General features: G+C 23.1%; 17 protein-coding genes. 6 read left to right on the top strand and 11 right to left on the bottom strand.

What is annotated here, in order from left to right:
- The first annotated feature begins 25 nt into the window (after positions 1-25).
- Complete coding sequence (gene terL / locus Lyticum_RS01140; protein WP_322498501.1) at positions 26-1,864, top strand: phage terminase large subunit; 1,839 nt, start codon at positions 26-28, stop codon at positions 1,862-1,864.
- Positions 1,865-2,181: 317 nt separating this feature from the next.
- On the opposite strand, the gene hemF is transcribed toward terL, so the two are convergent.
- The 3 genes from hemF to Lyticum_RS01125 all read right to left on the bottom strand — a co-directional run bounded on the left by hemF (position 2,182) and on the right by Lyticum_RS01125 (position 6,562).
- Positions 2,182-3,066 (bottom strand): oxygen-dependent coproporphyrinogen oxidase, encoded by an 885-nt coding sequence (hemF, locus tag Lyticum_RS01135; protein ID WP_322498500.1) that lies wholly within the window; start codon positions 3,064-3,066, stop codon positions 2,182-2,184.
- Positions 3,067-3,174: 108 nt separating this feature from the next.
- Positions 3,175-3,540: a HesB/IscA family protein gene (locus Lyticum_RS01130; protein WP_322498499.1), complete on the bottom strand. Its 366-nt coding sequence runs from the start codon at positions 3,538-3,540 to the stop codon at positions 3,175-3,177.
- Between the two features lie 91 nt (positions 3,541-3,631).
- Entirely contained in the window at positions 3,632-6,562 is a 2,931-nt protein-coding gene (locus Lyticum_RS01125) for a valine--tRNA ligase (protein WP_322498498.1), read from the bottom strand.
- Between the two features lie 76 nt (positions 6,563-6,638).
- Between Lyticum_RS01125 and Lyticum_RS01120 the strand changes: the two genes are divergently transcribed.
- Positions 6,639-10,433: a hypothetical protein gene (locus Lyticum_RS01120; protein WP_322498497.1), complete on the top strand. Its 3,795-nt coding sequence runs from the start codon at positions 6,639-6,641 to the stop codon at positions 10,431-10,433.
- 25 nt (positions 10,434-10,458) lie between these two features.
- Positions 10,459-11,985, top strand: coding sequence for a cryptochrome/photolyase family protein (locus tag Lyticum_RS01115; RefSeq protein WP_322498496.1), 1,527 nt, complete (start codon positions 10,459-10,461; stop codon positions 11,983-11,985).
- Positions 11,986-12,053: 68 nt separating this feature from the next.
- On the opposite strand, the gene Lyticum_RS01110 is transcribed toward Lyticum_RS01115, so the two are convergent.
- From Lyticum_RS01110 to obgE, 3 genes are read right to left on the bottom strand one after another with little or no spacing between them, the layout of a single operon-like run.
- On the bottom strand, positions 12,054-13,436 hold the full coding sequence (locus Lyticum_RS01110; RefSeq protein WP_322498495.1) for a RimK family alpha-L-glutamate ligase: 1,383 nt from the start codon (positions 13,434-13,436) through the stop codon (positions 12,054-12,056).
- Between the two features lie 51 nt (positions 13,437-13,487).
- Complete coding sequence (locus tag Lyticum_RS01105; RefSeq protein WP_322498494.1) at positions 13,488-14,147, bottom strand: GTP cyclohydrolase I; 660 nt, start codon at positions 14,145-14,147, stop codon at positions 13,488-13,490.
- 18 nt (positions 14,148-14,165) lie between these two features.
- A complete protein-coding gene (gene obgE / locus Lyticum_RS01100) occupies positions 14,166-15,191 on the bottom strand; it encodes a GTPase ObgE (RefSeq protein WP_322498493.1) in 1,026 nt (341 codons plus the stop codon).
- A 358-nt stretch (positions 15,192-15,549) separates the two neighbouring features.
- Here obgE and glyS point away from each other — a divergent pair, with 358 nt between their 5' ends.
- On the top strand, positions 15,550-17,397 hold the full coding sequence (gene glyS, locus Lyticum_RS01095; RefSeq protein WP_322498492.1) for a glycine--tRNA ligase subunit beta: 1,848 nt from the start codon (positions 15,550-15,552) through the stop codon (positions 17,395-17,397).
- Between the two features lie 74 nt (positions 17,398-17,471).
- Here glyS and Lyticum_RS01090 read toward each other — a convergent pair whose 3' ends face one another.
- Complete coding sequence (locus Lyticum_RS01090) at positions 17,472-17,726, bottom strand: FtsB family cell division protein (RefSeq protein ID WP_322498491.1); 255 nt, start codon at positions 17,724-17,726, stop codon at positions 17,472-17,474.
- A 111-nt stretch (positions 17,727-17,837) separates the two neighbouring features.
- Here Lyticum_RS01090 and Lyticum_RS01085 point away from each other — a divergent pair, with 111 nt between their 5' ends.
- Positions 17,838-18,542, top strand: a complete 705-nt coding sequence (locus Lyticum_RS01085; RefSeq protein ID WP_322498490.1) for a ubiquinone/menaquinone biosynthesis methyltransferase — start codon at positions 17,838-17,840, stop codon at positions 18,540-18,542.
- Positions 18,543-18,937: 395 nt separating this feature from the next.
- On the top strand, positions 18,938-20,095 hold the full coding sequence (dnaJ, locus tag Lyticum_RS01080; RefSeq protein WP_322498489.1) for a molecular chaperone DnaJ: 1,158 nt from the start codon (positions 18,938-18,940) through the stop codon (positions 20,093-20,095).
- 58 nt (positions 20,096-20,153) lie between these two features.
- On the opposite strand, the gene tilS is transcribed toward dnaJ, so the two are convergent.
- From tilS to dapE, 4 genes are all read right to left on the bottom strand, one after another.
- Positions 20,154-22,211, bottom strand: coding sequence for a tRNA lysidine(34) synthetase TilS (tilS, locus tag Lyticum_RS01075; protein WP_322498488.1), 2,058 nt, complete (start codon positions 22,209-22,211; stop codon positions 20,154-20,156).
- Between the two features lie 66 nt (positions 22,212-22,277).
- A complete protein-coding gene (gene ftsA / locus Lyticum_RS01070; protein WP_322498487.1) occupies positions 22,278-23,543 on the bottom strand; it encodes a cell division protein FtsA in 1,266 nt (421 codons plus the stop codon).
- Positions 23,544-23,690: 147 nt separating this feature from the next.
- Positions 23,691-24,647 carry a D-alanyl-D-alanine carboxypeptidase family protein gene (locus Lyticum_RS01065; RefSeq protein ID WP_322498486.1) on the bottom strand — a complete coding sequence of 319 codons (957 nt, stop codon included), beginning with the start codon at positions 24,645-24,647 and terminating at the stop codon, positions 23,691-23,693.
- A gap of 359 nt (positions 24,648-25,006) precedes the next feature.
- A complete protein-coding gene (dapE, locus tag Lyticum_RS01060; protein ID WP_322498485.1) occupies positions 25,007-26,173 on the bottom strand; it encodes a succinyl-diaminopimelate desuccinylase in 1,167 nt (388 codons plus the stop codon).
- Between the last annotated feature and the right edge of the window lie 37 nt (positions 26,174-26,210).

The raw sequence follows: 26,210 nt of genomic DNA, 5'->3' as shown, positions 1-26,210 counted from the left end.
TTCTAATATAAAATAATTAAGTATTATGAATAATATTAATAAAAAAAGTAATAATATAAATATATCTCAAAATATATCTCAAAATTTTGTTAATCAAAAAAATCTTCAACCTATAATACTTCTAATTACGGAAACTTTATTAGAGAATTCTATTCAGAAGTTTTTGATGGAAAAAAAACCATATAACATAATATTAAATCAGAGTGATAAAAATATTTCAAATTTATCTCATAATTTAAAAGATATTTTAGACTTTATTATTCAATCAGATTTTAAAAGTTTTTTACAAAAAGTATTTAATACATTACATCCTGTTGATAAATTTTCTAACAATTGGCATATAGACTTAATGTGTTCTTATCTAAAAAGAATTGAGGATGGAAAAATAACACGTCTTCTTGTTAATATTCCCCCTAGATCATTAAAATCAATATGTTTTAGTGTTGCATGGCCTGCATGGCTTTTAGGTCATAATCCAGGATTAAAAATAATTGTAGCAAGCTACAGTGATCATATTAGTTATAAACATAGTAATGATTGTCGTTATATTATGATGAGTGATTGGTATAAAAGATTATTTCCTAAAACTATCATAAAATTAGGTGAAAATCGTATTAATAAATTTATTACAAGCAAAATGGGATTTCGTTTTGCAACATCAATTAATGGATCATTAATAGGAGAAGGAGCAGATGTAATAATAGTAGATGAACCACATACACCATTACAAGTATTAAGTACTAAAATGAGAGAAAGAATTAATTTATGGTTTAAACAAACACTTTTATCGCGTCTCAATGATAAAAAAAATGGAATTATATTAGTAGCTATGCAGAGATTACATCCAGATGATCTTTGTGGTATATTATTAGATCAAAATAATAATTTTGATAATCAAGAAAATAATAATAACTTAGAAAATAATCAATGGGTCCATCTTAAAATACCATTAGTTGCAGAAAATAATGAGGAATGGAACATAGATAATTTTAAATATAAACGCAAAATTGGAGAATCTATTGATATATCTAGAGATAAAAATATATATAAAATAAAAAAAGAAGTAGGATCTTATATTTTTGCATCACAATATCAACAAGATCCATCATCCATATCAAATAAATCGTTTATAAGAAAGCAATGGATAAGATATTATGATTATGATAAACCACCACCATATTCAATCATTTATCAAAGTTGGGATTGTGCAATTAAAACAGATAATATACATGACTTTAGTGTTTGTACCACATGGGCTCAATATAATGGATATTATTATTTACTCAATGTCTTTAAAGATAGATTAGAATATCCATCTTTATTAAAAAAAATATATGAAATGGCAGAAAAATTTCACCCATGTGCTATTCTTGTAGAAGATAAAGCATCTGGTCAACAGATATTACAAAGCATAAAATCTCAGTTAATATTTAATACTAATAATAAAAATAATAAAAAAGATAACTATATTAATAGTATTAGTAAAAATTATATTAGTCAAAAAAATATTGAAAATGATTTCGATAAAAATAATTCTATTGATAATCAAATCTATAATAATGATGAATACAATCTTAAATTACCTATTATACCATTTAATCCCAAATATGATAAAAAAACACGTGTTATGCTTATAACACCATTATTTGAAGCTGGACTTATCTTTTTACCTAAAAAAGCAATATGGTATGATGATTTAGAGTATGAATTATGTAATTTTCCTAATACAAAATATGATGATCAAGTTGATTCAATCAGCCAATTTTTACTTTGGAAACAAAATAATAATACATCAAATAATACGAAATCTATAGTGAATGCTAATAATAACGATATGGAATTTTGGAAAGCTATAGAAATATAATTTATTTTTTATTATTTTATTATCTTAGTTAATTTTAAAGATTTTAAATAATTTATTTTATTATTAGCATTTTAAATATTTATTTTATTATCTTAGTTAATTTTAAAGATTTTAAATAATTTATTTTATTATTAGCATTTTAAATATTTATCTTATTATCTTAGTTAATTTTAAAGATTTTAAATAATTTATTTTATTATTAGCATTTTAAATATTTATTTTATTATTATCTTATTATCTTAATTGATTTAAAAGATTTTAAATATTTATTTTTTATTATTTTATTATCTTAGTTAATTTTAAAGATTTTAAATAATTTATTTCCCAGGCCATGTTGCAATAGGTGGTAGTGACATTAAAATAGCATCTATATTTCCTCCAGTCATTAAACCAAATCTAGTTCCTCTATCATAAAGAAGATTAAATTCAACATATCTTCCTCTTTTCTGCAATTGAATTTCTTTTTCACCTTCTGTCCATCCGAATGTCATATTTTGTTTTATAATAGAAGAATAAATGCTTAAAAAACTCTCACCTACTGCCCTATTAAATCCAAAATCATGATTCCATTTATTTGTATTTAAGTAATCATAAAATATCCCACCAGCACCTCTTGGTTCATTTCGATGGCGAATAAAAAAATATTCATCACATTCTTTTTTAAAACAATTATAATATCTACGATTATATTTATCACAAGTTTTCTTCATTGCATTATGAAAATCTTCCACAAGTTGAATATTACTTAAACATGGTGTTATATCTGCCCCACCTCCAAACCAAGATTTTTGTGTTACTATCATTCTTGTATTCATATGTGCTGTTGGAATATGAGGAGATAAAGGATGTGCAACTAATGATATTCCACTTGCCCAAAATTCTCTATTATCATTTGATGTTCCTGGTATTTCTTCTGCAAATTCTTGCGAGAATGTACCATAAACAGTAGATATATTAACACCAACTTTCTCAAATACTCTACCATTAGTTAATAAAGATATTTCACCACCACCACCTCCATTTCTTTGCCATATTTTTCTCTCAAATTCTGCTGAAGAATGAAGATCTCTTTCTAAATTGACGAAATTTCTACATATAATATCTCTCAAGTCTCTAAACCATCTTTCTGCTAAGACTTTTCTTTCTTCTATTTGGGAATAAACACTAAAATTATTTTGAAATAAACCATGAAAAATTTTCATAAAAGTAATTTATAAAATAAATATATAAATTTTAATTATTATTAACAATATCTTGTGTAGCATATAAAACAAATACACTATACAAATCTACATCATTTTATTAATAAATTATATAGAAAATGAGCTTCCACAACCACATTTTGCATTAGCATTGGGATTTGTTATATCAAAATATTCTCCTTCTAAATTTGATATATGATCTAATTTACTGCCTTTAATAAATTCAAAAGAAAGTTTATCTATGACTAATATAGATTTTTCTGAATCTTTTTCTTCATCATTAAAATTTCTATTTTGATAAAATATATAATCATTTTCTATACTATAACTATTAGAAATTATAAAATTATATTTAAACCCTGAGCATCCACCACCTAATATTTCTATTCTAAAAATTTTTGATGGATTTTGTGATATAATTTGAGATATTTTGCTCCAAGCTTTATCAGTTATATTAAATATAATATCACTCATCATACGAATTTTGTTATCAATAAATTAAAAATTATAACTAATAATAGAAAAATCTTATATAAAACATTAAATAATAATTATTATAAAATAATTAGTCATTTTCAACCTCAATTGAATAAGTACCACATTCAGATTTCAAAGAATAATGTTTAACATAAGGTAATGCGCCTTGAAATTCAATAGAATTAATACTTCCAGTATTTTTCAAATCTACTATAAATGCTTTTAAATTCATTTTTGCTTCTTCCATATCTTGATTATTAATTAAGTTTTTAAAATTCTTATTATTTTCTTGTATGTAAGTATTAATCTTTAGATAATTTTTACCAACTGATAAATCTTTATAAAATTGAGAATTTTCACTATCATCATAATTGTCATCATTTTCATAATTATAGAAATGATAATTGACATTATTATTATCATATTTATTAAAATCAAATTCTAAATTACAATTAGAACCTTTAAAAATGCATCCATATACATTTAATTTTTCTATTTGACTTTTTATTGATAACTTTTGCATTGATTTATATTTGTGTATCATCTGAAGTATTGAAATACATTCATCTCCTATTTTTTCAAATACCTTATTAATACTCTTAACTGAATAAATATCTTGAATTAAAGATGGCCAGTTTCCTCTTTTATGTATTGATTCCGGTGGATTATTACGCATTGGAGATATATAAACTTGAAATAACTCTTCTGTTATATATGGAAAAAATGGCGCCAAAAGTCTAAGTGTTGTTTCTAATACATACATTGAAATTCTTATAGGATCTGATTTTAACACTAAAGAATCTTTATTCATAAATACATCATACATGTCATTTATTGTTTCTATATTATCATCTTCATCATTATTATTTGTATGCAAATCATAAACGCGGACTTTAATTAATTCTAAATAATAATCACAAAATACTCTCCAAAAAAATGATTCAATTCTATTAAGAGCCTCAGAATACTCAAATTTATCAAAATAACTAGTAGCTACTTTAATAGTTTCATTTAGCTTTAATAAAATCCAATAATCAAATCCAACAGATTCATTCATTAAAAATTCTATATCACAATAATCTTCTTTTTTTAAATGACCAGCATGAGATGTTATAAATTTTGTTGCATTTCTAAGTTTATTTATAAACCTTTTTCCTGTCTGAAAAGATTTTTCATTATATATTGTATCATTACCAAGAGATGCATTACCTGACCAATATCGCATAGCATCTGCTCCCCACGTATTTAATAATTCATTTAGTGTGAATGTAATATTTCCCTTTGATTTAGAAATTTTCTTTTTATCATCAGATAAACACCAACCACTCAATAATATATTTTTCCATGGTTTGGTTTGTTGATGATAGAAAGATTTAACAACAGTACCAAAAGTCCATGTTCTTATTATTTCATGTGCTTGTGTTCTAATATCAAATGGAAATATTTTATCATGTATTTCTTTTGAAGAGATACTACATAAACTATTATCTAAACTATCATCTAAATTATTATCATCTTTATTTTGATTATAATTATTATTATAAGATATTTCTTCTGTTATATATCCACTTAAAAGCTGTGGAGTTAAAGCACTTGTAGCCCATGTATCCATAACATTACAATCTGCTTCAACTTCATATCTTTCATATCCTTCTGGCAAATCTACCATTGGATCAACTGGAAGCTGCTTAGGAGAAGCAATTAATATTTTACCTTCTTCTCCACTTCTTTTTGAATACCATACGGGAAATGGTACTCCTAAATAACGTTGTCTTGATATACACCATTCTTGATTCAATCCATTAATCCATGATTCATAGCGATTTTTCATATTTTTAGGATACCAATTGATATCTTGTCCTATTTTTATAAAATTATCACTATTTTCTATAATTTTAATATACCATTGATCACTAACTATAATTTCTAAAGGAAAACCAGATCTTTCACCACACTTAAGAATTTGTTTTGTAGTTTCTTTTTTATAAATTTCATCATCTAATTTACATAACATTACTTTTCTTGCTTCAATAACACTTAAATTATCAAAAACCTGTGTATTTTTCATCAGCCCATCTCTTCCTATTATATCGATAATTGGTAATTTGTGTCTACGCCACCAAACTATATCTTGAATATCACCGAATGTACAACACATCACTACTCCTGTTCCTTTTTCTGGAATAACATCTTCATCAGGTAATATTGGTACTATTTTTCCTGTAAATGGAACAACTGCTTTATATCCATTGAGATGTTTATATCTATCATCATCTGGATGATATAGTACTGCAACACATGCAGGAAGCATTTCTGGTCTTGAGGTACTTACAATTATATCATGCATTACAACATCAAAAGCATTATTTGATACTGATCTTACATACTTAAATAATATATCATACATTATACCAATTTTTTCTTTATCTTCGATTTCTCCTTGCGATAAAGCGGTATTATCTATTACATCCCAGAAAGATGGTGCAGATCTTTTTTCTATTAATCCTTTATTATAAAGATCAATAAAAGACATCTGAGATACTGATATAGATTTTTTACTGATTGTGTCATAATGTAAAGACCAGTCTATGCTCAATCCCATTAATTTAATTGTTTTTCTAAATTCTTGCTCATATTTATTTATAATTTCTCTACATTTATTTATAAAATTGGATCTTTGCATCATGTTTATATGAGTATCTAATTCCTTTTCCGTCAATCTTTCTGTTGGCAGACCGTTATTGTCATATCCTATTGGATAAAATACATTTTTTCCTATCATACGTTGATATCGTGCAATAATATCACATTGTGTATAACTAAAAAAATGACCTATATGTAGTGATCCTGATATAGTAGGTGGTGGTGAATCTATTGTAAAGTTTAATGATCTTGGTTTATTACAATCCCATTTGTAAACATTATATTTTTCCCATAATAAATTTATTTGTTCTGAATTTATTTCGTTTAAATTTGTTTGTTCTGATTGTTCTGAATTTATTATATTTGATACTTTCATAAAATTGAATTAAAAATGATTTCTAATAAATAACCGTTAATTTTTTTCAATATTCTCAATATTTATAAGGTTTGTAATGTTTTTTAATTTACCTAAAATAGTTTCTTATTCAGAAATAAACTCTATTCTGAAAAACATCTTCGATAATATAGATATAACTAATGAATCCTGGAAGTACAATTATTACTTTTATGAGAATTATTCTGAATGTGCAATGTATGTTATATTACCAGACTGGATGGTGGATAATATTAATCTAGAACAGCAAGATTTAAATTATAATAACTCAAATAATTACAAAGAATTTGAAGATTACACAAATCTAGAATTATCCAATAATAATTTGAATAATATAAAAAATAAAATATCTAATCAAGAAGTAAAAAGAAAACTATATTTTATAAATTATTCTGATTTTTTACTAAAAAAAGAATATTTACTAGATAAATTATTTCCAAATAATAATTTTAATATAAATAAATATAATTATAAAATAGCAACAGAAGATGATGAAAAAATAGCTATAGCGCAAGCTTTATTGATTATTGAAAATGATAATTTGAATAAAATAAAAGAGAGATTGAAAGAGGAAATAATTCATTTTTGTGATGAAGAATTTTTATCTTATGATCGTGATATAGAAATTAATCATGATGAAATAAACGAAATTAGGTTATTTTTAAAAGAATTTTATAGTGATATTAGAAATTTTAATGATTATGATTATAATATAGAATTCATATCTTTTACTACCAATAGCAGATTAAAACAAGCTATAATGGTAGCTGATAAAATTCTGAATCAACAAAATTTAGTATTTTCTGCAAAATACAAATGGGATGTTTTTCACAAATTTTTTTCTTCTTCACAAAATTCCAAATTTTCTCATAAGTCCAATAGTTTTGAAGAAAAATTGGTTCCAAAATTTTGTTTTATTAGTGATCCACTTTGTTCAAATCTTAGTTTTGCTCTACAAGAATTAGTTTGTAATTCTAGTATGAATTTTATTTTTTTATTTTGGGGATTAAATCATTCAATTATTAATATGATAAATGAAGATAGAATTTTATCATCAAATATAAGAAAATGGAAAAGTTCTAATATCGGGTTTTTTCTAAATTCTCAATATAAATTTAAATATAAATCAATTCCTTATCTTCAAATATATAACTGGTTTGTTATTGATAATAATAACATATTTCTTGATAAAATCGAAGATTTATCAATATCTCCATATCATAGAGATAATAATTTAAAAATGCGTTATAATTATGAGATGTTTATAACTAGTAATAATATATTTGATAATAATTATGATTATTTGAATATTATAAAATTTTTACCAGAATCTAATAGTATTATATCTTACTTATCAAATGCATTTTCATATATTTTGGAATATAGTAAAAATACAATAATATCAATAAATTCTGTTACTTTTGTTGTTCAAAAAAGAAAAGAAGATTTCAATAAATATATATTATATTTTATTGAAGATAATAAAGAATTATTTAATAAATCTGATGAAATTTATAGTGATGATATTCAAAAAACTAAATATCATAAATTAGATGATTTTCTATCTTGTTTTTTTTCAATAATAAAAAGTCCAATTCAATATATATCATTTTTATATAAAAAGATAAAATTATTGTATAATAATGATAAAAAAATAGATAATACTAAAATTGATCAATTAAATAATCTTGAAATAATAACAGATGAAGAAAATAAACATTTATTGAATTTTTTACATATATTATATACATATTCTAATTATAATAGATATTTATTAGATATTATAAATAAAATAGATTTAAATAAAAATTTTAATATATATAATTATTGGCAAGATTTAGTGATATCTGAAATATCAGAAGAAGAAGATAAATATCAGAAAGATATTGCAATATTTCTCATAAATCAATTAATAGATTTTAAGTCAAAAATTATTTTCTTTATTTCAAATATATATTTAAATAATGAACTATTTGATAGAAATAGTATCATTCAACTCTCTTATATTCATATAAATTATATCAAAGAACTAATGACAAAATTAAATTTTTTCTTTGAAGATTTTAGAATGAATAATAATGGTAAACTTTATATTAATGATAATGATAATTTTAATTTTGACGATGTAATTTTTTATTTAGAAAAAATTAATAATTTAATAAATAATTACTATTTTGATATAAATTCAGATTTAATATCTGAAAATTTTATAGTATTTTATAAATTTTTTGTTGAATTCACTTTTAATAAAATTTCTAATAAAATAGATAATAATTTTAGTCCTAATTTAAATATTTCAATTAATAATTATAATATTGATAATAAAAAAATTGATAATAAAAAAATAAATATAAATATTTTGACGATAGAAGAGTTTTTATTAAACAATCCTGAAAATAGTTCTGGTTTTAATTATAACAATAATATCAATAATGATATAAATTATACAAATAATTTAATTTTTTATTGCGATTCTTCTGAATTTACTAAAAATAAAACAATTCAAATTCAGCAAATAGATAATATTATTATATGGATGCTTAGTTATAATAATTTATATATTAATAAATGTAAAAATAATATTCCACTTCAGTTTTTTTGCCAAAAAAATAACATTAATACAGAAATATTATATAATAAAGAAAATAATGTAGAAAAAAAAGATGAAACACCACCAGCATCTGTATCACCACCTTTTTCTATGCGTCCTCTATACTTTAATTATTACAGTATATCAAAACTAATACTCAATCCTTATTTATATTATGTAGAGAATATTTTACAAATTAAATCTTCAAATATTGATAATCATAAATATATTTTTAACAAAACATTAAAAATTGCAATTTCTGAAACAAATTCATATTTAATAGATTGCATTAACTTATTCCATGAAAAACAAAATTCTTTAAAAATTTATAATTCTAATTTTATAACTAAAGATATAGATAATAATACTGATTATTCTAATAACTATTTAAAATTAAATGAGATTGAAAATCCTATTAATATCATAACAAACGATTCTATCGAAAGTATTAATGATTGTTTAGAAGAAACATATATCAATTATATTAATTCTTTAGAAACTAATTTTTATTTATTACTTGAAAAATCAACAAAATACGTTTATTTCACATGGCGTGAAAAAATTAGAAATATAGGAAAATGGATTCTTTTAATAGAAGAAAATTTTTTAAGAGATTTTAAAATACAGAAAAGTTTAGTAGAACAAAAATTTTCCTGGAAATTTGATATAATAGTACCAAATAATATTATACGAAAATCTGACGAAGAATTTAATAATGAAGATTATTTTGCTAATAAATATTTTAACAATAATTTAGAGAATAAAAATTTAATAAACAATTTGGAAAATAACGATCATTCTACTATACCGTTTAAAATATATGGATATGTAGATAGAGTAGATTATATTATAAATTCTGATAAAAATGAAATTATATTTACTAAATATAAAAATAATAATGTAAAAAAATCAGAAATAGTAGAACAATTATCATTAGCAGTGATCACAATGTTTTCTGGAGATCTTACTGCTATAGAAAATGCAAATGTTAAACTTCGTATACTTGAAATAGATTATCAAGATTTTCCTGTAGTAAAAGAGATATATGTGAAAAAACCATTGTACAAATCTTTAATATACAAAATAAGTAAATTATTAAAAATATATTATGGGGTAGTAAAAATTTTGTGGGGGATAGAAGAAAGCTTATATAAAGACCAAGATAAAGATAATGAAATGGATGGAAATATAGGTTTATATAATGATTTTTCATATAATATGACTGATAATTTATGGAAAGATGGATATTTATTGTTAACATAAAAAAATTTAAATATTTTTTAATATAATGATTAATATATTACTTTTTACATGTAATCTGAGATTATCAGACAATCATACATTAAATGAAGCATCAAAATCTAATTTACCAATATTATCTCTATATATTTATGATTTTGCTATGTATTATCCTAATTTTTTTATAGGAGAAGCTAGTAGATGGTGGTTATATAATAGTTTATTTTCTTTAAATTCTGATGATCAACTTAATGGTAAACTCAATTTTTTCTCTGGGCATTATGATATAATTATAGAAAAAATTATACAAAAATATCAAATTAATGGATTATATTGGCAAAAAGATTACTCAGAATTAGACAATAAATTAATTTCAATTGCTAAAAAAAATAATATTAGATCCAATCCTTGTATTGGAAAATTATTATGGGAACCTAATAATATAATGAATAAAAATAATGAATTTTATAAGATTTTTACACCATATAAAACACAATGTTTAAAATTTATTCCAAATAAACCAATAACAAAACCAGATTTTATTATGATTAGAGATAATCAAACATTATCTCTTGATGATTTAGATATTCTACCAAAAAATAATTGGCACAAAAAATTTGATAAAATATGGAAAGTTGGAGAAAAATCTGCACAAATTAAATTAAATAATTTTATTAATTTATATATATTGCAAAATAGCTCTATACTAAATAATTTATCTATAAAAAAAGATATAAATAAAATTAATAATATAAAAACAGAAAAAAATATCAAAAAACTCTTTGATAAAATTATATATAATAATATATATGAAGATAATATACTAGGATATAAGACATTACGAGAATACCCAGGAATTCCCGGAACATCATATTTATCTCCTCATATTCATTTCGGAGAAATATCTCCACATCAAATATGGTGGGAAATTCAAAATAAAATCTCACATGCAAATCAAAACAATATAATACATTATAATTGTTTTCTTAATGAAATAATTTGGCGTGAATTTTCATATTATTTGATATATCATTTTCCAAATCTTTATAATAAAAATTTTAACGCAAAATTTGATTTTTGGGTAGATAATTATGATAAAGTAAAAGAAAATGCTTGGAAATATGGAACAACAGGATATCCTATAATAGATGCTGGAATGCGTCAATTATGGAACACTGGATATATGCATAATCGTGTTAGAATGATTGTAAGCTCTTTTTTAGTAAAAAACTTATTTATTGATTGGAGATATGGCGCTGAATGGTTTATAGATTGCTTAGTTGATGCAGATATCGCTGTAAATAGTAATAATTGGCAATGGGTTGCAGGTTGTGGAGCAGACGCAGCACCGTATTTTAGAATTTTTAACCCTATATTACAATCAAAGAAATTTGATCCATACGGCCAATACATAAAAAAATACATACCGGAACTAAAAAATGTGTCAATAGAATTTATTCATGAACCCTGGAAAGAATATAATTCTTCATCCAATTACCCATCTCAAATAATAAATATAGATGAAACGAGAAAAATAGCATTGTCAAAATACAAATTATTAAAAAATATAAATTAATTAGAATAATAGTTTAAAATATTAATTGTTAAATTAAAGAATACAAATTAATTTAATATTAATTAGAATTATTTAGCTCTATAAGCAATATCTTTTTCAACATAATCTACAATCATTCCAGCAATATCTAAACCAGTAATTTTTTCTATACCTTCTAATCCTGGAGATGAATTCACTTCAATTACTTGTGATCCATTTTTGGACCTTACTATATCAACACCACTAATCTGCATTCCAAGAGATTTACTAGCTAATTTTGCCATAGATATTTCATCTTTTGTTAATTTTACGGATAATGCTTTTCCACCAAGATGAAGATTTGAGCGAAAATCATCGATATTTGCTTGTCTTTTCATGGAAGCAACAATTTTACCACCAATAACAAAACAACGAATATCTTCTCCATTTGCTTCTTTAACAAATCTTTGTAAAATAACACTGGCTTTGATACTTTTAAATGCATCCATAACACTTTTTGCTGATTTATGTGTATCTATAAGAACAACACCTTTACCTTGTGTTCCCTCGAGAAGCTTGAGAATAAGTGGTGTTCCATCTACAATATCAATAAGATGTTGAGTATCTAATGGAGAATTAGCAAATGCACTTACAGGAATTTTTACACCTTTTTTTGCTAATATCTGAAGAGCTTTTAATTTATTACGAGCATTTGCTACAGCCTCATCTGAATTTAAACAATAAACACCCATTGCATTAAATTGTCGTAATAAGGAACAGCCAAAAAATGTTACTGATGGACGAAATCTAGGAATAACTATATCAACATTATTAAGTTGATCACCATTGTAAAAAACGTACATACCATCAGAGCATATTTTAATATAACACTTACTCACATCAACAAATAATATATTGTGTCCACGAATCTTAAAAGCTTCAATTATCCTTTTATTAGAATAAAGATGAGGATTAGAAGCTAATAAAATTACTTTTAATTTTTTTTTATTATTCAAATTATGATTTATCTTCGATTTATACATACGATGTATTTTTTTTATACTAATATTACCTAATATAAATTTACGTGACATATCTATAAAAAATTTTTCCATTGCTTCTCTTCCTAAAAGCATACGATATTCCATATTACTTCTATTAGCTAAACTTAACTCAATAGGCCATTTTTTACCTGCCATACTAACATTCACTAATATTATAATTCTTTTTTCAGAAATTCCATTTGAGCTTTTTATAATTCTTCTACATATGATTTGAGACCTACATTTTATTTTCAGTGATTGATTATATTGAATTGGATTAATGTCAAAATGAGCATATTCTGTACCATCATTATCTATTTCTACTGATATATTATGAGCATTTATTGAAGATGTTAAAGCCCCAGAATCTATCTTCGCTTTTATCGCCATTATTCCTATATCAGGTAATGAACACCATTCTTCACAACCAACTATTATTTTATTAAGCACTTTTTTGTAAAACTTTTAATCTTGATCAGTTTAAAATCAATTTTTTAAACATTATATCTTTCTTAGAGGGAATAAATAATTTAAAGATTCTTTTTCTAAAGATCCTCTTCTAATTATTGTTCTCATTATACTATTATTTTGTTTAGGACCACTTCCAATTATGCAATGCTGCTGTGCTTCTAATAAAACAACCAATCCTTCTGGTTTTAATTCTTCATCAATAATATCTGCTATTTGTTGTGTCATCTTTTCCTGAATTTGTAGTTTTTTTGCTGCATTACAAACTAAATCACAAATACTACCTATACCAACAATAAACTCATTAGGTTTATATATTATTGTTGCATATCCATTCATAGGGGTTAAATGATGTTCACAAAGAGAATAAAAAAATATATTATCTACACAAACTAAACCATCGTATCTATCTGCAGGTATTTTTTTTCCAGATAATAATGATTTTAAAGATTGATTTTCATTTGATATAGTTTCTCTCAAGTATTCCATGACACGATATGGTGTTTTTTTCATACTTGGGATATTTTCACAATTATATCCAAAATAATTTAATATAGTGCTAATTGCATCACAACAATTATTATAATCTGAATTATTAAAATTATTATTCAATTTTGATTTTTGTAAATCTGATTGTGATAAAAATGAGTCTTTTGATATTGTTTTATTATTATTAAGATTTATATCATTCATTTTATATTATATTTTATATTAATTGGAAATATTATTGTTTTTTATAGTATTATATAAATCAAATAAATTGCTTATTAGATTTTTGATATTACTTCCTGTAACCCCAGAACAACAAAAAATATCAAATTTAGATTCTTGAGATTCGCAATATTCTTTAAGTATATTATATTTACAATATAATTCTTCTTCATTGATAAGATCGATTTTATTAAGCGCAATAATTCTTCTTTTATTAATTAAAATATCACTATATTGATGAAGTTCATTTATTATAGTATTATAATCTTTTATAATGTCATCAGATGTAATATCTATAAGGTGTAATAATATTTCACATCTTTCAATATGTTTAAGAAATCTGTGTCCTAAACCTACTCCTTCATTTGCTCCTTCTATAAGACCTGGTATATCGGCTATTACTAAATCATCATAACCCCTACTAATTATTCCAAGTTGCGGATGTAATGTAGTAAATGGGTAATCTGCTATCTTTGGTTTAGCTGCCGTGGTTATAGCTAAGAAAGTTGATTTTCCAGCATTAGGAAGACCAACTAATCCGATGTTAGATAGAACCTTAAGTTTTAATTTCACAATAATTTCTTCTCCATTTTGGCCAAGAGTTCTTTTACGAGGAGATCTATCGATAGAATTTTTAAATACAGCGTTTCCTGCTCCTCCACGTCCACCTTTAGCTATAAGAAATTTTTCTCCTTCTTTTACCATATCATAAATTATCTCATTGGAGTTATAATCATAAATTTGAGTACCTACCGGAACATCTATAATTAAATCTTCTCCTGATGCTCCAGCTCTTCTATCACCACTACCATCTTTTCCAGATTTTGCTTTATAATCTGCTTTATAACGAAAAGAGCTTAGGGTATTTATATCTTTAGTTGCATGAAAAAATAAGTCTCCTCCTTTCCCGCCATTTCCTCCATCTGGGCCTCCAAATTCAAGAAATTTTGCTCTATGAAAAGCTATAATACCATTTCCTCCTTTACCTGCTTTTAATATAACTCTAGCTTCATCAATAAAATCCATAACTGTAATTATTTATTTTAGTTAATATTTATTTTAGTTATTTTATTAGTATTTAATAATAATTTGATTTAGCTTTTTTACTAATTGTTATTAATAATGATAATTTTTTTAAAATAACAAACCATACATTCTTTTACAAGTTTCACAGTAAAAAATAAAAATTCATTTAAAAATAAAAAAATAATTAAATAATATATTTTATTAACTAGATAAAAAATTCAAAATAATATAAATATTAAAATTAGAATACGAAACTAAAATTTTTATTTTTTAATAAATCTTTAATAATATATTTTTGTTTTTTATATATTTAAAATATAATTTAACTTTATATACTAAAAATATACATTTTTAAATAATGAGTACATTAACATTAGAAATTGCATCATTAGAAATGCCATGTTTCATCCAGGAAACATCTGCTGATCAATTATTAAGTAATTTTATAAAATTTTTCAGAGGTAAATTTAAAATATATGAAATTATTTTACATAAAGCAAAATATCAATATTATTCAACACCACGTCGTATTAGTTTTGTGATAGAAGATTTAGATATATTAAGTAAAATAGATAACGAATCTGAAACACAAATTGTTTTACACAAAGGGCCAAAAATTAAATCTGATACTTCAATGTTAATTGGGTTTATGAAAAGTCATAATATAAATGAAAACCAATTAATTATAAAAGATGGAATATATTATTACATAGAAGAAACAAAAAAAATAACTTTAATAGATGCATTAGCTGAATCTATAGAATATTCTCTAACATCTATAAAATGGCCTAAAACAATGAGATGGGAAGTTACTGGTACAAAATGGATTAGACCTATAACATCAATTTTAGCTCTCCTTGATAATAGAGTGATTGATATTAATTTTGGTCATATAAAATCAGATAGAATAACTTATGGTAATAAATTTTATAAGAATGAACAGTTATTTTTAGAAAACGCAAGTAATTATACATCTTTTTTATATAATTCTCAAGTTTTACTAAAAAGAGATGATCGTTATAAAATAATTTATGATGGTGCTAAAAAAATAGCTTCTTCTTTACAACTTGAAATAATAGAAGATGATATTTTAATTCAAGAAATCGCAGATATGGTTGAATGGCCATATTTAATGTATGGAGAAATACCAAAAGAATTTATTCAAATGCCTAAAGAAATTTTAATAACATCAGCCCGTTATCATCAAAAATATATCTTACTCGAAAATAATAAAGGAGAAATAGCTCCATATTTTATTTTTGTTACAGATAAAATAATAAATGATAATAGACTATGTATAAGAGGAAATCAAAAAGTACTAAATGCTCGTCTTAATGACGCTCAATTTTTTTGGCAGCAAGATATAAATTTTGGGTTAGAAAATTATAAGAAAAAATTAAAAAATATCATATTTCATGAAAAAATAGGAAATATAGAAGAAAAAATAATAAGAATCAAAGAAATTGCTCAAAAATTATTATATATTGAATATGGAAAACATTCTACTATATACAATATTATAGACAATATAGACAACACAGAATCCAATTCAACTATTGAAGAATATTTTGAAAAAGATGATAAAAATTCCAATGAAAATTCTTCTGATGAAAATTCTTCCGACGAAAATTCTTTCAATGAAAATTCTTCCGACGAAAATTCTTTCAATGAAAATTCTTCCGACGAAAATTCTTCCGACGAAAATTCTTCCAAAAAAAATCAAAATCCATTATTATATTGTAGTAATACAAGAAATAATACAGAATATAAATCTTCATGTATGGAAATTATGTCTCAACAGCTTGATGAAGCTATTGATTTATGTAAAGCAGATTTAGCAAGTAATATTGTTAAGGAATTTCCAGAATTACAAGGTATTATAGGTGGACATTATGCTAGATATTCTGGGAAATCAGAAGTAGTATGTCATGCTATTACTAATCATTATAAACCACAAGGAATATCTGATGATATTAAAATTTCTCCAGTAACAGGAATTTTAGCTATAGCTGATAAATTAGATACAATAATAGAATTTTTTAAAATTGGAATAAAACCAACAGGATCTAAAGACCCATATGCTCTTAGAAGAGCTGCAATAGGAATACTCCGTTTAATACAAGCTAATAAATTTAAAATGATTATAGATCATATTCATTGGATTCCACAGGATGTAAAAGAATTTATTCTAAAAAGAAAATATTAGTAAATATATATATAATTAATATAACTTTTTAATATATTAAGTAATTAAGAATAAAAATAATTAAAAATTTAATTTTAATCATCAATAGTTATAATTAAAAGATTTTCATCAATTTCTCCTACCATAAAATATTTTCTTGCTAATTCATCTATAAAATCATTATTTTGTTTATTATCTTTTAATAATTCTATTTTTTTTCTTAAAATTAAAATTTTATTATCTAATTTTTTTAATATTTGTTGCTTTTTTATTAAATTTTCATTTAATATCTGTGCAGCAATAAACCCATTATTACCGTGATATAAATGATATATAAAATATGTACTCATAAAAAAAAAATTAGAATTCCAAGGAGAAAACTACGATTCTTCATAATAAAATTAATTAATAAATAAAATATTTATATAAATTCATACAATTAAAATTAATACAATAAAAAAATGAAAAAATTTTTTGTTCAAAATATTTTTAGTGAAGTAGCAAATAAATACGATTTAATGAATGACTTGATGAGTTTTGGATTTCATAGGTATTGGAAAAAAAAAGCAGCAAATTGTATTCGCTTGCATCATAAAGATAATAAAATTATAGATCTTGCTGGTGGTACTGGAGATGTTGCCAGAATTCTCGTCAATCGTGGTGCTACAGATGTAACAGTTGCTGATATTAATCAAGATATGATAAATGTTGGAAAAGATAAAGATTTAAAGAGTCATAATAGTAAATATATAAAATATATAAAATGGATACAACAAGATGCAGAAGAAATGGATAATTTTGTCGATGGAGAATTTACTCATTGTACAATGTTTTTTGGAATAAGAAATATGACTAATATATCATTAGTACTTAAAAATATACATAGAATTTTAGATGAAGATGGTCAATTTGTCTGTTTAGAGTTTTGCCCACCAAAAAGCACAATATTAGGTGGGATTTATAAATCTTATCTTAATAATTTTATTCCTTTTTTAGGAAAATTTGTTGCACATAATTATAAAGCATATAAATATCTTTCAGATAGTATTAATACATTTCCTGAGACTAATAAATTTATAGATATTTTACAAAATTCTGGATTTAATAAAATTATGGTTGAAAAAACAATACCACATGTTGCAAATATTTTTAGTTGTTATAAATAATATACAATATTTATTTAATAAGTGTGATTTTTAGATTAAATAATATTTATTAAGATTAAAATTTATAAATTTACTTAAATTATCAAATTATATAAATAGATTGCATGTTTTTATATATAAATAATAATCATAAATATAATAATTTTATTATATTAATATTATAAGTAGTAAGAAAAATTTATTCAATTTTAAGTTAAAATTTAATATTACTAAATCTAAAATATATATAAAATTATACTCAGAAAAAGTGATAAAATGAAAAATGATTATAAAATTATTCTATAAAAATTAATTTTATTATCCTTGATAAAACATATAATCGACATATATTATATAATGATTGAGTAATAATGATGTTGTAATAATAAACCTGTAGCAGTAAATATAATAAAACAATGAGTAACGAAGAAGATTTTTATAAAATTTTAGGTGTTAATAAATCAGCTAGTGATAGTGATATTAAAAAAGCTTTTCGTAAACAAGCACTAAAATATCATCCAGATCGTAATAAAGGGGATAAAACAGCTGAAGAAAAATTTAAAAAAATCAACGAAGCATATGAAACATTAAAAGATCAACAAAAACGGGCTCAATATGATTCATATGGACATCAAAGATATACTTCTGGAGGAGGAGCAGCAGGTCCTGGTCAAGGTAATCACTATTCCACAGGAGATTTTTCTGATTTTTCTGATCTTTTTGGAGATATATTTGGTGATTTCATGGGTACAAATCGGAAATCTGCACAAAATAAAAAGAATGTTGCTCAGAAAGGAGCAGATCTTCGATATGATACGACAATTAGTTTAGAAGAAGCTTTCCATGGTACAAAACACACAGTAAAATATGCTGCTGCTGCTAAATGTGATTCATGTAATGGAACTGGTGGTAAAAATGGTACCACTAATATTATTAATTGTATAAAATGCGATGGAGCAGGTCGTATTAGAGAACAACAGGGATTTTTTATAGTAGAAAAAACTTGTCATTACTGTAATGGAAGTGGTTCTTCAATAAAAGATCCTTGTATAACATGTAAAGGAGAAAGTAGAGTTAAAAAAAATAAAATGTTGAATGTAACTATTCCAGCAGGAGTTCAAAATGGATCTAAAATAAAATTATCAGGAGAAGGTGAAGCTGGATTAAGATCAGGCCCTTCTGGTGATTTATATGTATTTGTTAATGTAAAGCCTCACTCTTTATATGAAAGAGATGAACATAATTTATTTTGTAATGTACCTATAAAGATGACAACAGCTGCTCTTGGAGGAAGTATAGAAATTACAGGAATAGATGGAAAAAAAATAAAAATAGATATACCAGCTGGAATTCAAAATGGCCAACAAACTAAAATAAAAAATCAAGGTATGAGTATCATGAAATCATCTTCTAGAGGTGACTTATATGTTGTTGCACAAATAGAGATACCAGCAAATCTAACAGAAGAACAAAAAAATTTACTTAGAAAATTTGATGCAACTTTGCAAAAAAATTCTTCACCAAGATCAGAAAGTTTTTTTTCAAAAATGAAAAATTTATGGTCAGATAATTAAAATAATTATAATTATATATTTTTCTAAAAATTATACATATAATATTAAAAATATATTATCAAAAAATAATTTCTTGTAATAAACTGGATTTTATTATTATGTTATGATCGAGTATATTAATACATGTTTCTCCAAAAAATAATGGAATGGCTATAATTTGATTATTATCAAATTTATAATTTTTATGATCATTATGATATTCATCATTTGATATACAATGATTTAGTATAAAAGATATAGATTTTCCTATAAAATATAAAGGAGGTATTACTTGAAAACCTGATAAATCTATATTTATTTTTTTATATGTATTAGTACTTATATTACCTTCATTATATTTTTCATTATATTTTATATACAAAAATGGTATTGCTGTAATAAGATGTTTATCTGGATTTATTTTAAAACATTCCTCGTGTTTTATATTTAATCTATCATTCGATTCTATTTTATCCTCTAATAGTTTATTATAGATAGAAGAATTATTTTTATTATTATTCTGATTTTTATGTATTAAATTTGAGAATATATATTTTATAGTTGGAAGTGCTATTGACCATGTTTTTTCATCTAAATACCCTATATAATAAGTATGACAATAATTATGATCATAATCTAATTTATTAGTATAATTTATTGAAATATTTGTAAAATTACTATTATTATCAATATTTTTTATACTATCTGAATTTTTTATTAAGTTTATTTTGAAAAAATTATCCCAAATAACTTCTTCTTCCTGAATATTTTTTGGAATATTAATTGGTAAAAATGATCTAGATTTATTATTTGATACTTTACTATTTACTTCTCTTGTAATAAATATTTTATCTTTTTTTATAAAAAGATAGCAATTTTTTAATGTAAAAGCTTTTTTAATATTAATAATATTATTTATATTATAATAATTATATTTATTTTTGTTTTTTGCATAATAGTACATTATATTATTATATAATGATATCAATGTTTCTGATGTCAAACGTTTATTACACAATGAATTCGACATGATATTAAAACACTTAAAAAGCAATTTTATTGCAACTTCTGGATGAAGATTATAAAAATCATTTAGATTAATCTCTAACTCATAATTTATACCTAAATGACATATTTTTATAAAAGAATTATTAACAATATCATCTAAAAAATTGCTAATTCGATATGCTTTATTCGCTAAAGATGCTATTTTTAGTTGTAAAGAATCATTATCAATAGACATTATATCAGATAAATCTTTGATATATTTTCTTACTTTAACGCGATCATAGCGAATATTTTCATTGCTACTATCTTCAACCCAAGATATATCTTTAAGTTTAAGATATTTTATTATATCAGATTTTTTCCAAGAAAGAATTGGTCTTATTACTATAATTTTTTTATTATTATTAGATTGATTAGAGTTTTTCGTATTTTTATTATCATTTTTTTCATAATTATTATCTATTTTAAATAGATTAATAATCTCTTCTTCTTGATGTAGTTTATTATTATGATTGCATATATCATTATTATAATCATTTGTATTCCATTCCATCCATGGGAGAATTCCTTTTAATCCATTTATTCCAGTTCCAAAAATAATTCTCTGAAATATAGTTTCAGATTGATCTCCTAAATGATGCGCTGTACATAAAAAATTAATGTTGTTATTACTACAATACTCAGATAATAGATCATATCTAGCTTTTCTTGCTTTTGCCATTATATTAGATTTTACTATACTTTTATTATTATCCCACAGTAAAATCTCAGTCTCTATATTGAAATACTTTTTTACATAATCTTTTATAAAAAATGCCTCTTTTTCTGATTCAGGTCTAAGATTATGATTTATAATTATAGGAATTATTTTGAATTGATATTCAATAGATAAAGTATGGAGTAATGATAATAAACACATACTATCTGATCCACCAGATAGTGCAATTGCAAAAGTAATTTTATTTATCTCATTTTTTATATTAAATGAAGAAATATTAAAATTATTAAAAAATGTTCTTATAAAATGATTTTTTCTATTAAAAAGCTCATATATAATTTCTTCTAAAAAAGAAAAAAAATTATTTTTAAATTTATCATCAAAACCTTTAATTAAATCATTATTACTCATACTCTAGGTATTTAAATATATAATGGTTTTATTTATTTTTATAAATTTATTTTTATAAATTTATTTTTATAATTGTTTTTTTATAAAATAATCTTTTATTTTTTTCCAAAAAGTTAATTCTTTTTGATTATGTAAGTTATTTTCATTATTATTATAATTTCTTTTATCATTATAAGTATTTCCCTGATCCACAATATGAATTAACATTCCTAATACAACACTTAACTCTAAATTTACAGCTTGATCTAATGAATCAATTAAATATGGATACCCATGTCTAACATTACTATAAAATATTTCACTTAAAAATTCTATAGTTCCCTGAATTCGAGAACTACCTCCAGTTAGAACAATTTTTTTATTATTTGTAACATCTTGATCAGGTAATCTTTTTAAAAGTATATCAAATATTTCTTCAGTACGCGCTTTCATTATTGATACTACATCAGAACGTAAAATATATTCTATATTTTCGTTACTTTTATCATTATCAATAGAGTTTATTAAAATTTTTTCTTTATTATCATTTTCTACTATAGATATTCCACCATATAAATTTTTGATTCTTTCTGCTTCTTCCATACTGATTCCTAAACAGATAGATAAATCATTAGTAATACTATTTCCTCCGAGTGGAATACTATCACAATACGTGATGCTTCCATTTTCAAAAACAGTTAAACTAGTTGTTCCAGCTCCAAAATCTATGAGAATTGCTCCAGTTTTAATTTCATTAGGTAGTAATATTGCTAAACACATAGCATAATTACTAGCTAAGTATTGCTTTATATCAACTTTTTTATATCTTTCTAAACAATTACGATAAGTTAATAAATTATTAATTTTTGTAGATATAATATTCATAGTACATTCACATTTATCACCAAAAAGACCTAATGGAGATACAACACTCTTTCCGTCAATTTTATAATTGTATAAAAAAGTATGAATAATCTGACTATTTTGTTTATTAAAAGATTCTATTGCTGATAATACCATTTCATGTAAAGTTTTTTCTACTATTTCATTCCCCATTATATTTACATCTAATATACTCTTCTGAGAAAATAATAAACTTGGTGATATTGATATATAAAGATTTTTTATTGGTGTATATGAAGAATCTTCAGCTAAACTCATTGCTTTGTAAATACAATCTGCTGCTTCATTTAAATCTACTATAATTCCACTACGAATACCTTGTGCACCGCAATATCCTACACCCATTATTTCAAATGAACCACTAGATAAAATTGTTGCATTAATACATGCTATTTTACTAGTTCCTATATCAAGTACAGTTACCTGATTATCCCGCTTTTTAATGACCATATAATTGTAAATCTTAATTAATCATTTTGATAACTTAATCCTATAATTATAATTATAATTAAAAATATTAAGTAAAATATTATATTTTATATTAGTTTAAATAACTATTTTTTATATATTTAGTGTTATTTAAAAGAATTTTAGTATCTATCCAAATTTTTTTTGCCTTATTTTTATTTTAGGGTTTGAAACTAAAAATATTGATTTAGGATCAGAAATTGGCCTATATTTTTTTTCAATAAATTTATATGATGTATTAATCAATTCTATCATATGCTCATCACGTTGAACAGGTGTTGTACCACCCATCACAACAGCTATAATTGTTCCTATATTATTTTTTTTAACAGATGTTATTAAATTAAATCCAGAAGGCATAATATAACCTGTTTTTATTCCATCAACACCTGGATATTCTTTTAATACATTATTATGAGTAGATATAACTTGACCTCTAAATTTAAAGCTTTTTTTAGAAAACATCTTGTATTTTTTAGGGTGTGCTTTTTGTAAAGATATGCTTAATATAGCCATATCATAAGCCGTTGTGTATTGATGTGGATTATGCCAACCATGTGAATTAACAAAATTAGTATTAAACATCTTTAATTCTTTGGCCTTTTTATTCATTAATAAAACGAATTTAGATTCACTACCTGCAACTTTTTCAGCAATTGCATAACTAATATTATTAGCTGATTTTATTATTAAAGCATAAATAGCATCTTCGACTGTTATAAAATCACCAACCTTAATAGGTAATTTGCTTGGTGGAATAGAATTTGCAGATTGTGATACATATATCTGTGAATTCATTTTTATTCTACCTTTTTTTATCTCATCAAATAATATATAAAGAGTCATAATTTTTGTCAGAGAAGCAGGATACCTTCTTGCTTTATCATTTTTTTTATATAGAACTAAATTTCTACTGGTATCTACAACTATTGCAGCATATTTCTTATTTTTAGTAATATCATTATTAGTATGAGAACTCTTATTGATATTAATATTTCTATTAAATGTACTTTGAGCTGAAACTTCATTTAATGATGGTATTATTATAAATAAACAGATTACTGAGAAAATTAATATTTTATACATGAGATCATTTTATAAAACTATAAAGTTATAACTAATTTATAGTATTTAATGTTATTTTAATAAAAATTACTAAAAGAATATTATACTAATACAACTATTAACAATACAAAATTTTGTATTATAAATACTGTATTTAATAGTTTAATAGTATATTTAAAATAATATTTAATTTAATATATTATTTGATGATTGTAATTATTACAACAATTAGTTAAAAAATAATAAAACTTAATTATTATAAATCTAATAAAGTAAATATTTATAATACAAATTTTAAAATAAAAGAATTTTAATATAATATCATATAAATATAAGATAAAAATTTTTATATAAAAATAATAATATTATTATATATTAATTTATAAATATTTTTTAATAATAGTTGATATTACATTATTATAGATATTTTTTAATAAATTTAAATCATCAATTGAACAATTTTCATTTATTTGATGGGCCGTACTTCCTAATAGCCCTATTTCAATTACAGGACAATATTCTTTAATAAAACGAGCATCAGAAGTTCCTCCATAAGTACTAAATTCGGGAAATATATTACTAACCTGAAAAATAGCATTTGCTACTGATTTCAAATTATCATCTATTTGTGTAGATATAAATGAATCACCACTACTATGATATTCTAAATTTGTAAATTTAATATCTTCTCCAATTATTTCTTTTTCTATTATAGAAAATAATATTTCAGCTGTATATTTATTTCCATAACGAATATTAAACTGTGCAAAAGCCACTTCAGGTACTATATTTTCCGCACCACTATCACATTTCATAGTTGTAATCTCCAAATTAGAAGGTGAAAAATATTGATCTCCATTATCAAATTTATATAAAACTGCTCTATTTAAAATACGAATAATTCTCTTAGCAGGATTATCATTATATTCATGATAGGCTACATGGCCTTGTGTTCCTCTTACAGTAATTTTAAATGTTGCACTTCCTCTAGATCCTATTTTAATGATATCTCCAACACTGTTTTTGCTTACTGGTTCTCCAACTAAACAAAATGAGAGATTTTCACCTTGATTTTTTAAATAAGGAAGAAGTTTTTTTATTCCATTTTCTGCTATACCTTCCTCATCTGTTGTTAACATTATACTAAAAGTCATTTTTTGTTGATCAATTACAGGAAGAAATTCTTCAATCGCAGATATATAAGAAACAATTGCTCCTTTCATATCTACTATTCCCCTTCCATATAAGATATTTTTATCTATAGTAAAGTTAAAAGGGTTAAATTTCCATTTTTGGATATCTCCTGTAGGAACTACATCCACATGTCCTGCAAAACATAGATTAAATGAACCTTTTCCATATTTTGCATAAAGATTATAAACTTCTGTATGAGTATTAGATGAGTTATTATTATGATTTATATCATTAAAAGGTATTATTTGGCAAATAAAACCTAATTTTTCTAAAAATGAACATATTATATATAAACTTTTCTTCCCATTCGGTGTTATACTATTATCTTCCATTATATCTTTAAGAAGAGACATATATTTCAACGATATACTCATTTATAATTTTATATTT

The sequence above is a fragment of the Lyticum sinuosum genome, assembly GCF_034471385.1.
Taxonomy (GTDB): domain Bacteria; phylum Pseudomonadota; class Alphaproteobacteria; order Rickettsiales; family Midichloriaceae; genus Lyticum; species Lyticum sinuosum.
This window is presented reverse-complemented; position numbering and strand designations above follow the sequence as displayed.

What these genes read in the sequence shown, in the direction of transcription:
- glyS (WP_322498492.1), top strand. Translation starts at nt 15,550, where the DNA reads ATGAGTACATTAACATTAGAAATTGCATCATTAGAAATGCCATGTTTC.
- ftsA (WP_322498487.1), bottom strand. Translation starts at nt 23,543, where the DNA reads ATGGTCATTAAAAAGCGGGATAATCAGGTAACTGTACTTGATATAGGA.
- Lyticum_RS01065 (WP_322498486.1), bottom strand. Translation starts at nt 24,647, where the DNA reads ATGTATAAAATATTAATTTTCTCAGTAATCTGTTTATTTATAATAATA.
- Lyticum_RS01130 (WP_322498499.1), bottom strand. Translation starts at nt 3,540, where the DNA reads ATGAGTGATATTATATTTAATATAACTGATAAAGCTTGGAGCAAAATA.
- Lyticum_RS01085 (WP_322498490.1), top strand. Translation starts at nt 17,838, where the DNA reads ATGAAAAAATTTTTTGTTCAAAATATTTTTAGTGAAGTAGCAAATAAA.
- terL (WP_322498501.1), top strand. Translation starts at nt 26, where the DNA reads ATGAATAATATTAATAAAAAAAGTAATAATATAAATATATCTCAAAAT.
- Lyticum_RS01125 (WP_322498498.1), bottom strand. Translation starts at nt 6,562, where the DNA reads ATGAAAGTATCAAATATAATAAATTCAGAACAATCAGAACAAACAAAT.
- Lyticum_RS01115 (WP_322498496.1), top strand. Translation starts at nt 10,459, where the DNA reads ATGATTAATATATTACTTTTTACATGTAATCTGAGATTATCAGACAAT.
- Lyticum_RS01105 (WP_322498494.1), bottom strand. Translation starts at nt 14,147, where the DNA reads ATGAATGATATAAATCTTAATAATAATAAAACAATATCAAAAGACTCA.
- dapE (WP_322498485.1), bottom strand. Translation starts at nt 26,173, where the DNA reads ATGTCTCTTCTTAAAGATATAATGGAAGATAATAGTATAACACCGAAT.
- Lyticum_RS01120 (WP_322498497.1), top strand. Translation starts at nt 6,639, where the DNA reads ATGTTTTTTAATTTACCTAAAATAGTTTCTTATTCAGAAATAAACTCT.
- hemF (WP_322498500.1), bottom strand. Translation starts at nt 3,066, where the DNA reads ATGAAAATTTTTCATGGTTTATTTCAAAATAATTTTAGTGTTTATTCC.
- obgE (WP_322498493.1), bottom strand. Translation starts at nt 15,191, where the DNA reads ATGGATTTTATTGATGAAGCTAGAGTTATATTAAAAGCAGGTAAAGGA.
- Lyticum_RS01090 (WP_322498491.1), bottom strand. Translation starts at nt 17,726, where the DNA reads ATGAGTACATATTTTATATATCATTTATATCACGGTAATAATGGGTTT.
- dnaJ (WP_322498489.1), top strand. Translation starts at nt 18,938, where the DNA reads ATGAGTAACGAAGAAGATTTTTATAAAATTTTAGGTGTTAATAAATCA.
- tilS (WP_322498488.1), bottom strand. Translation starts at nt 22,211, where the DNA reads ATGAGTAATAATGATTTAATTAAAGGTTTTGATGATAAATTTAAAAAT.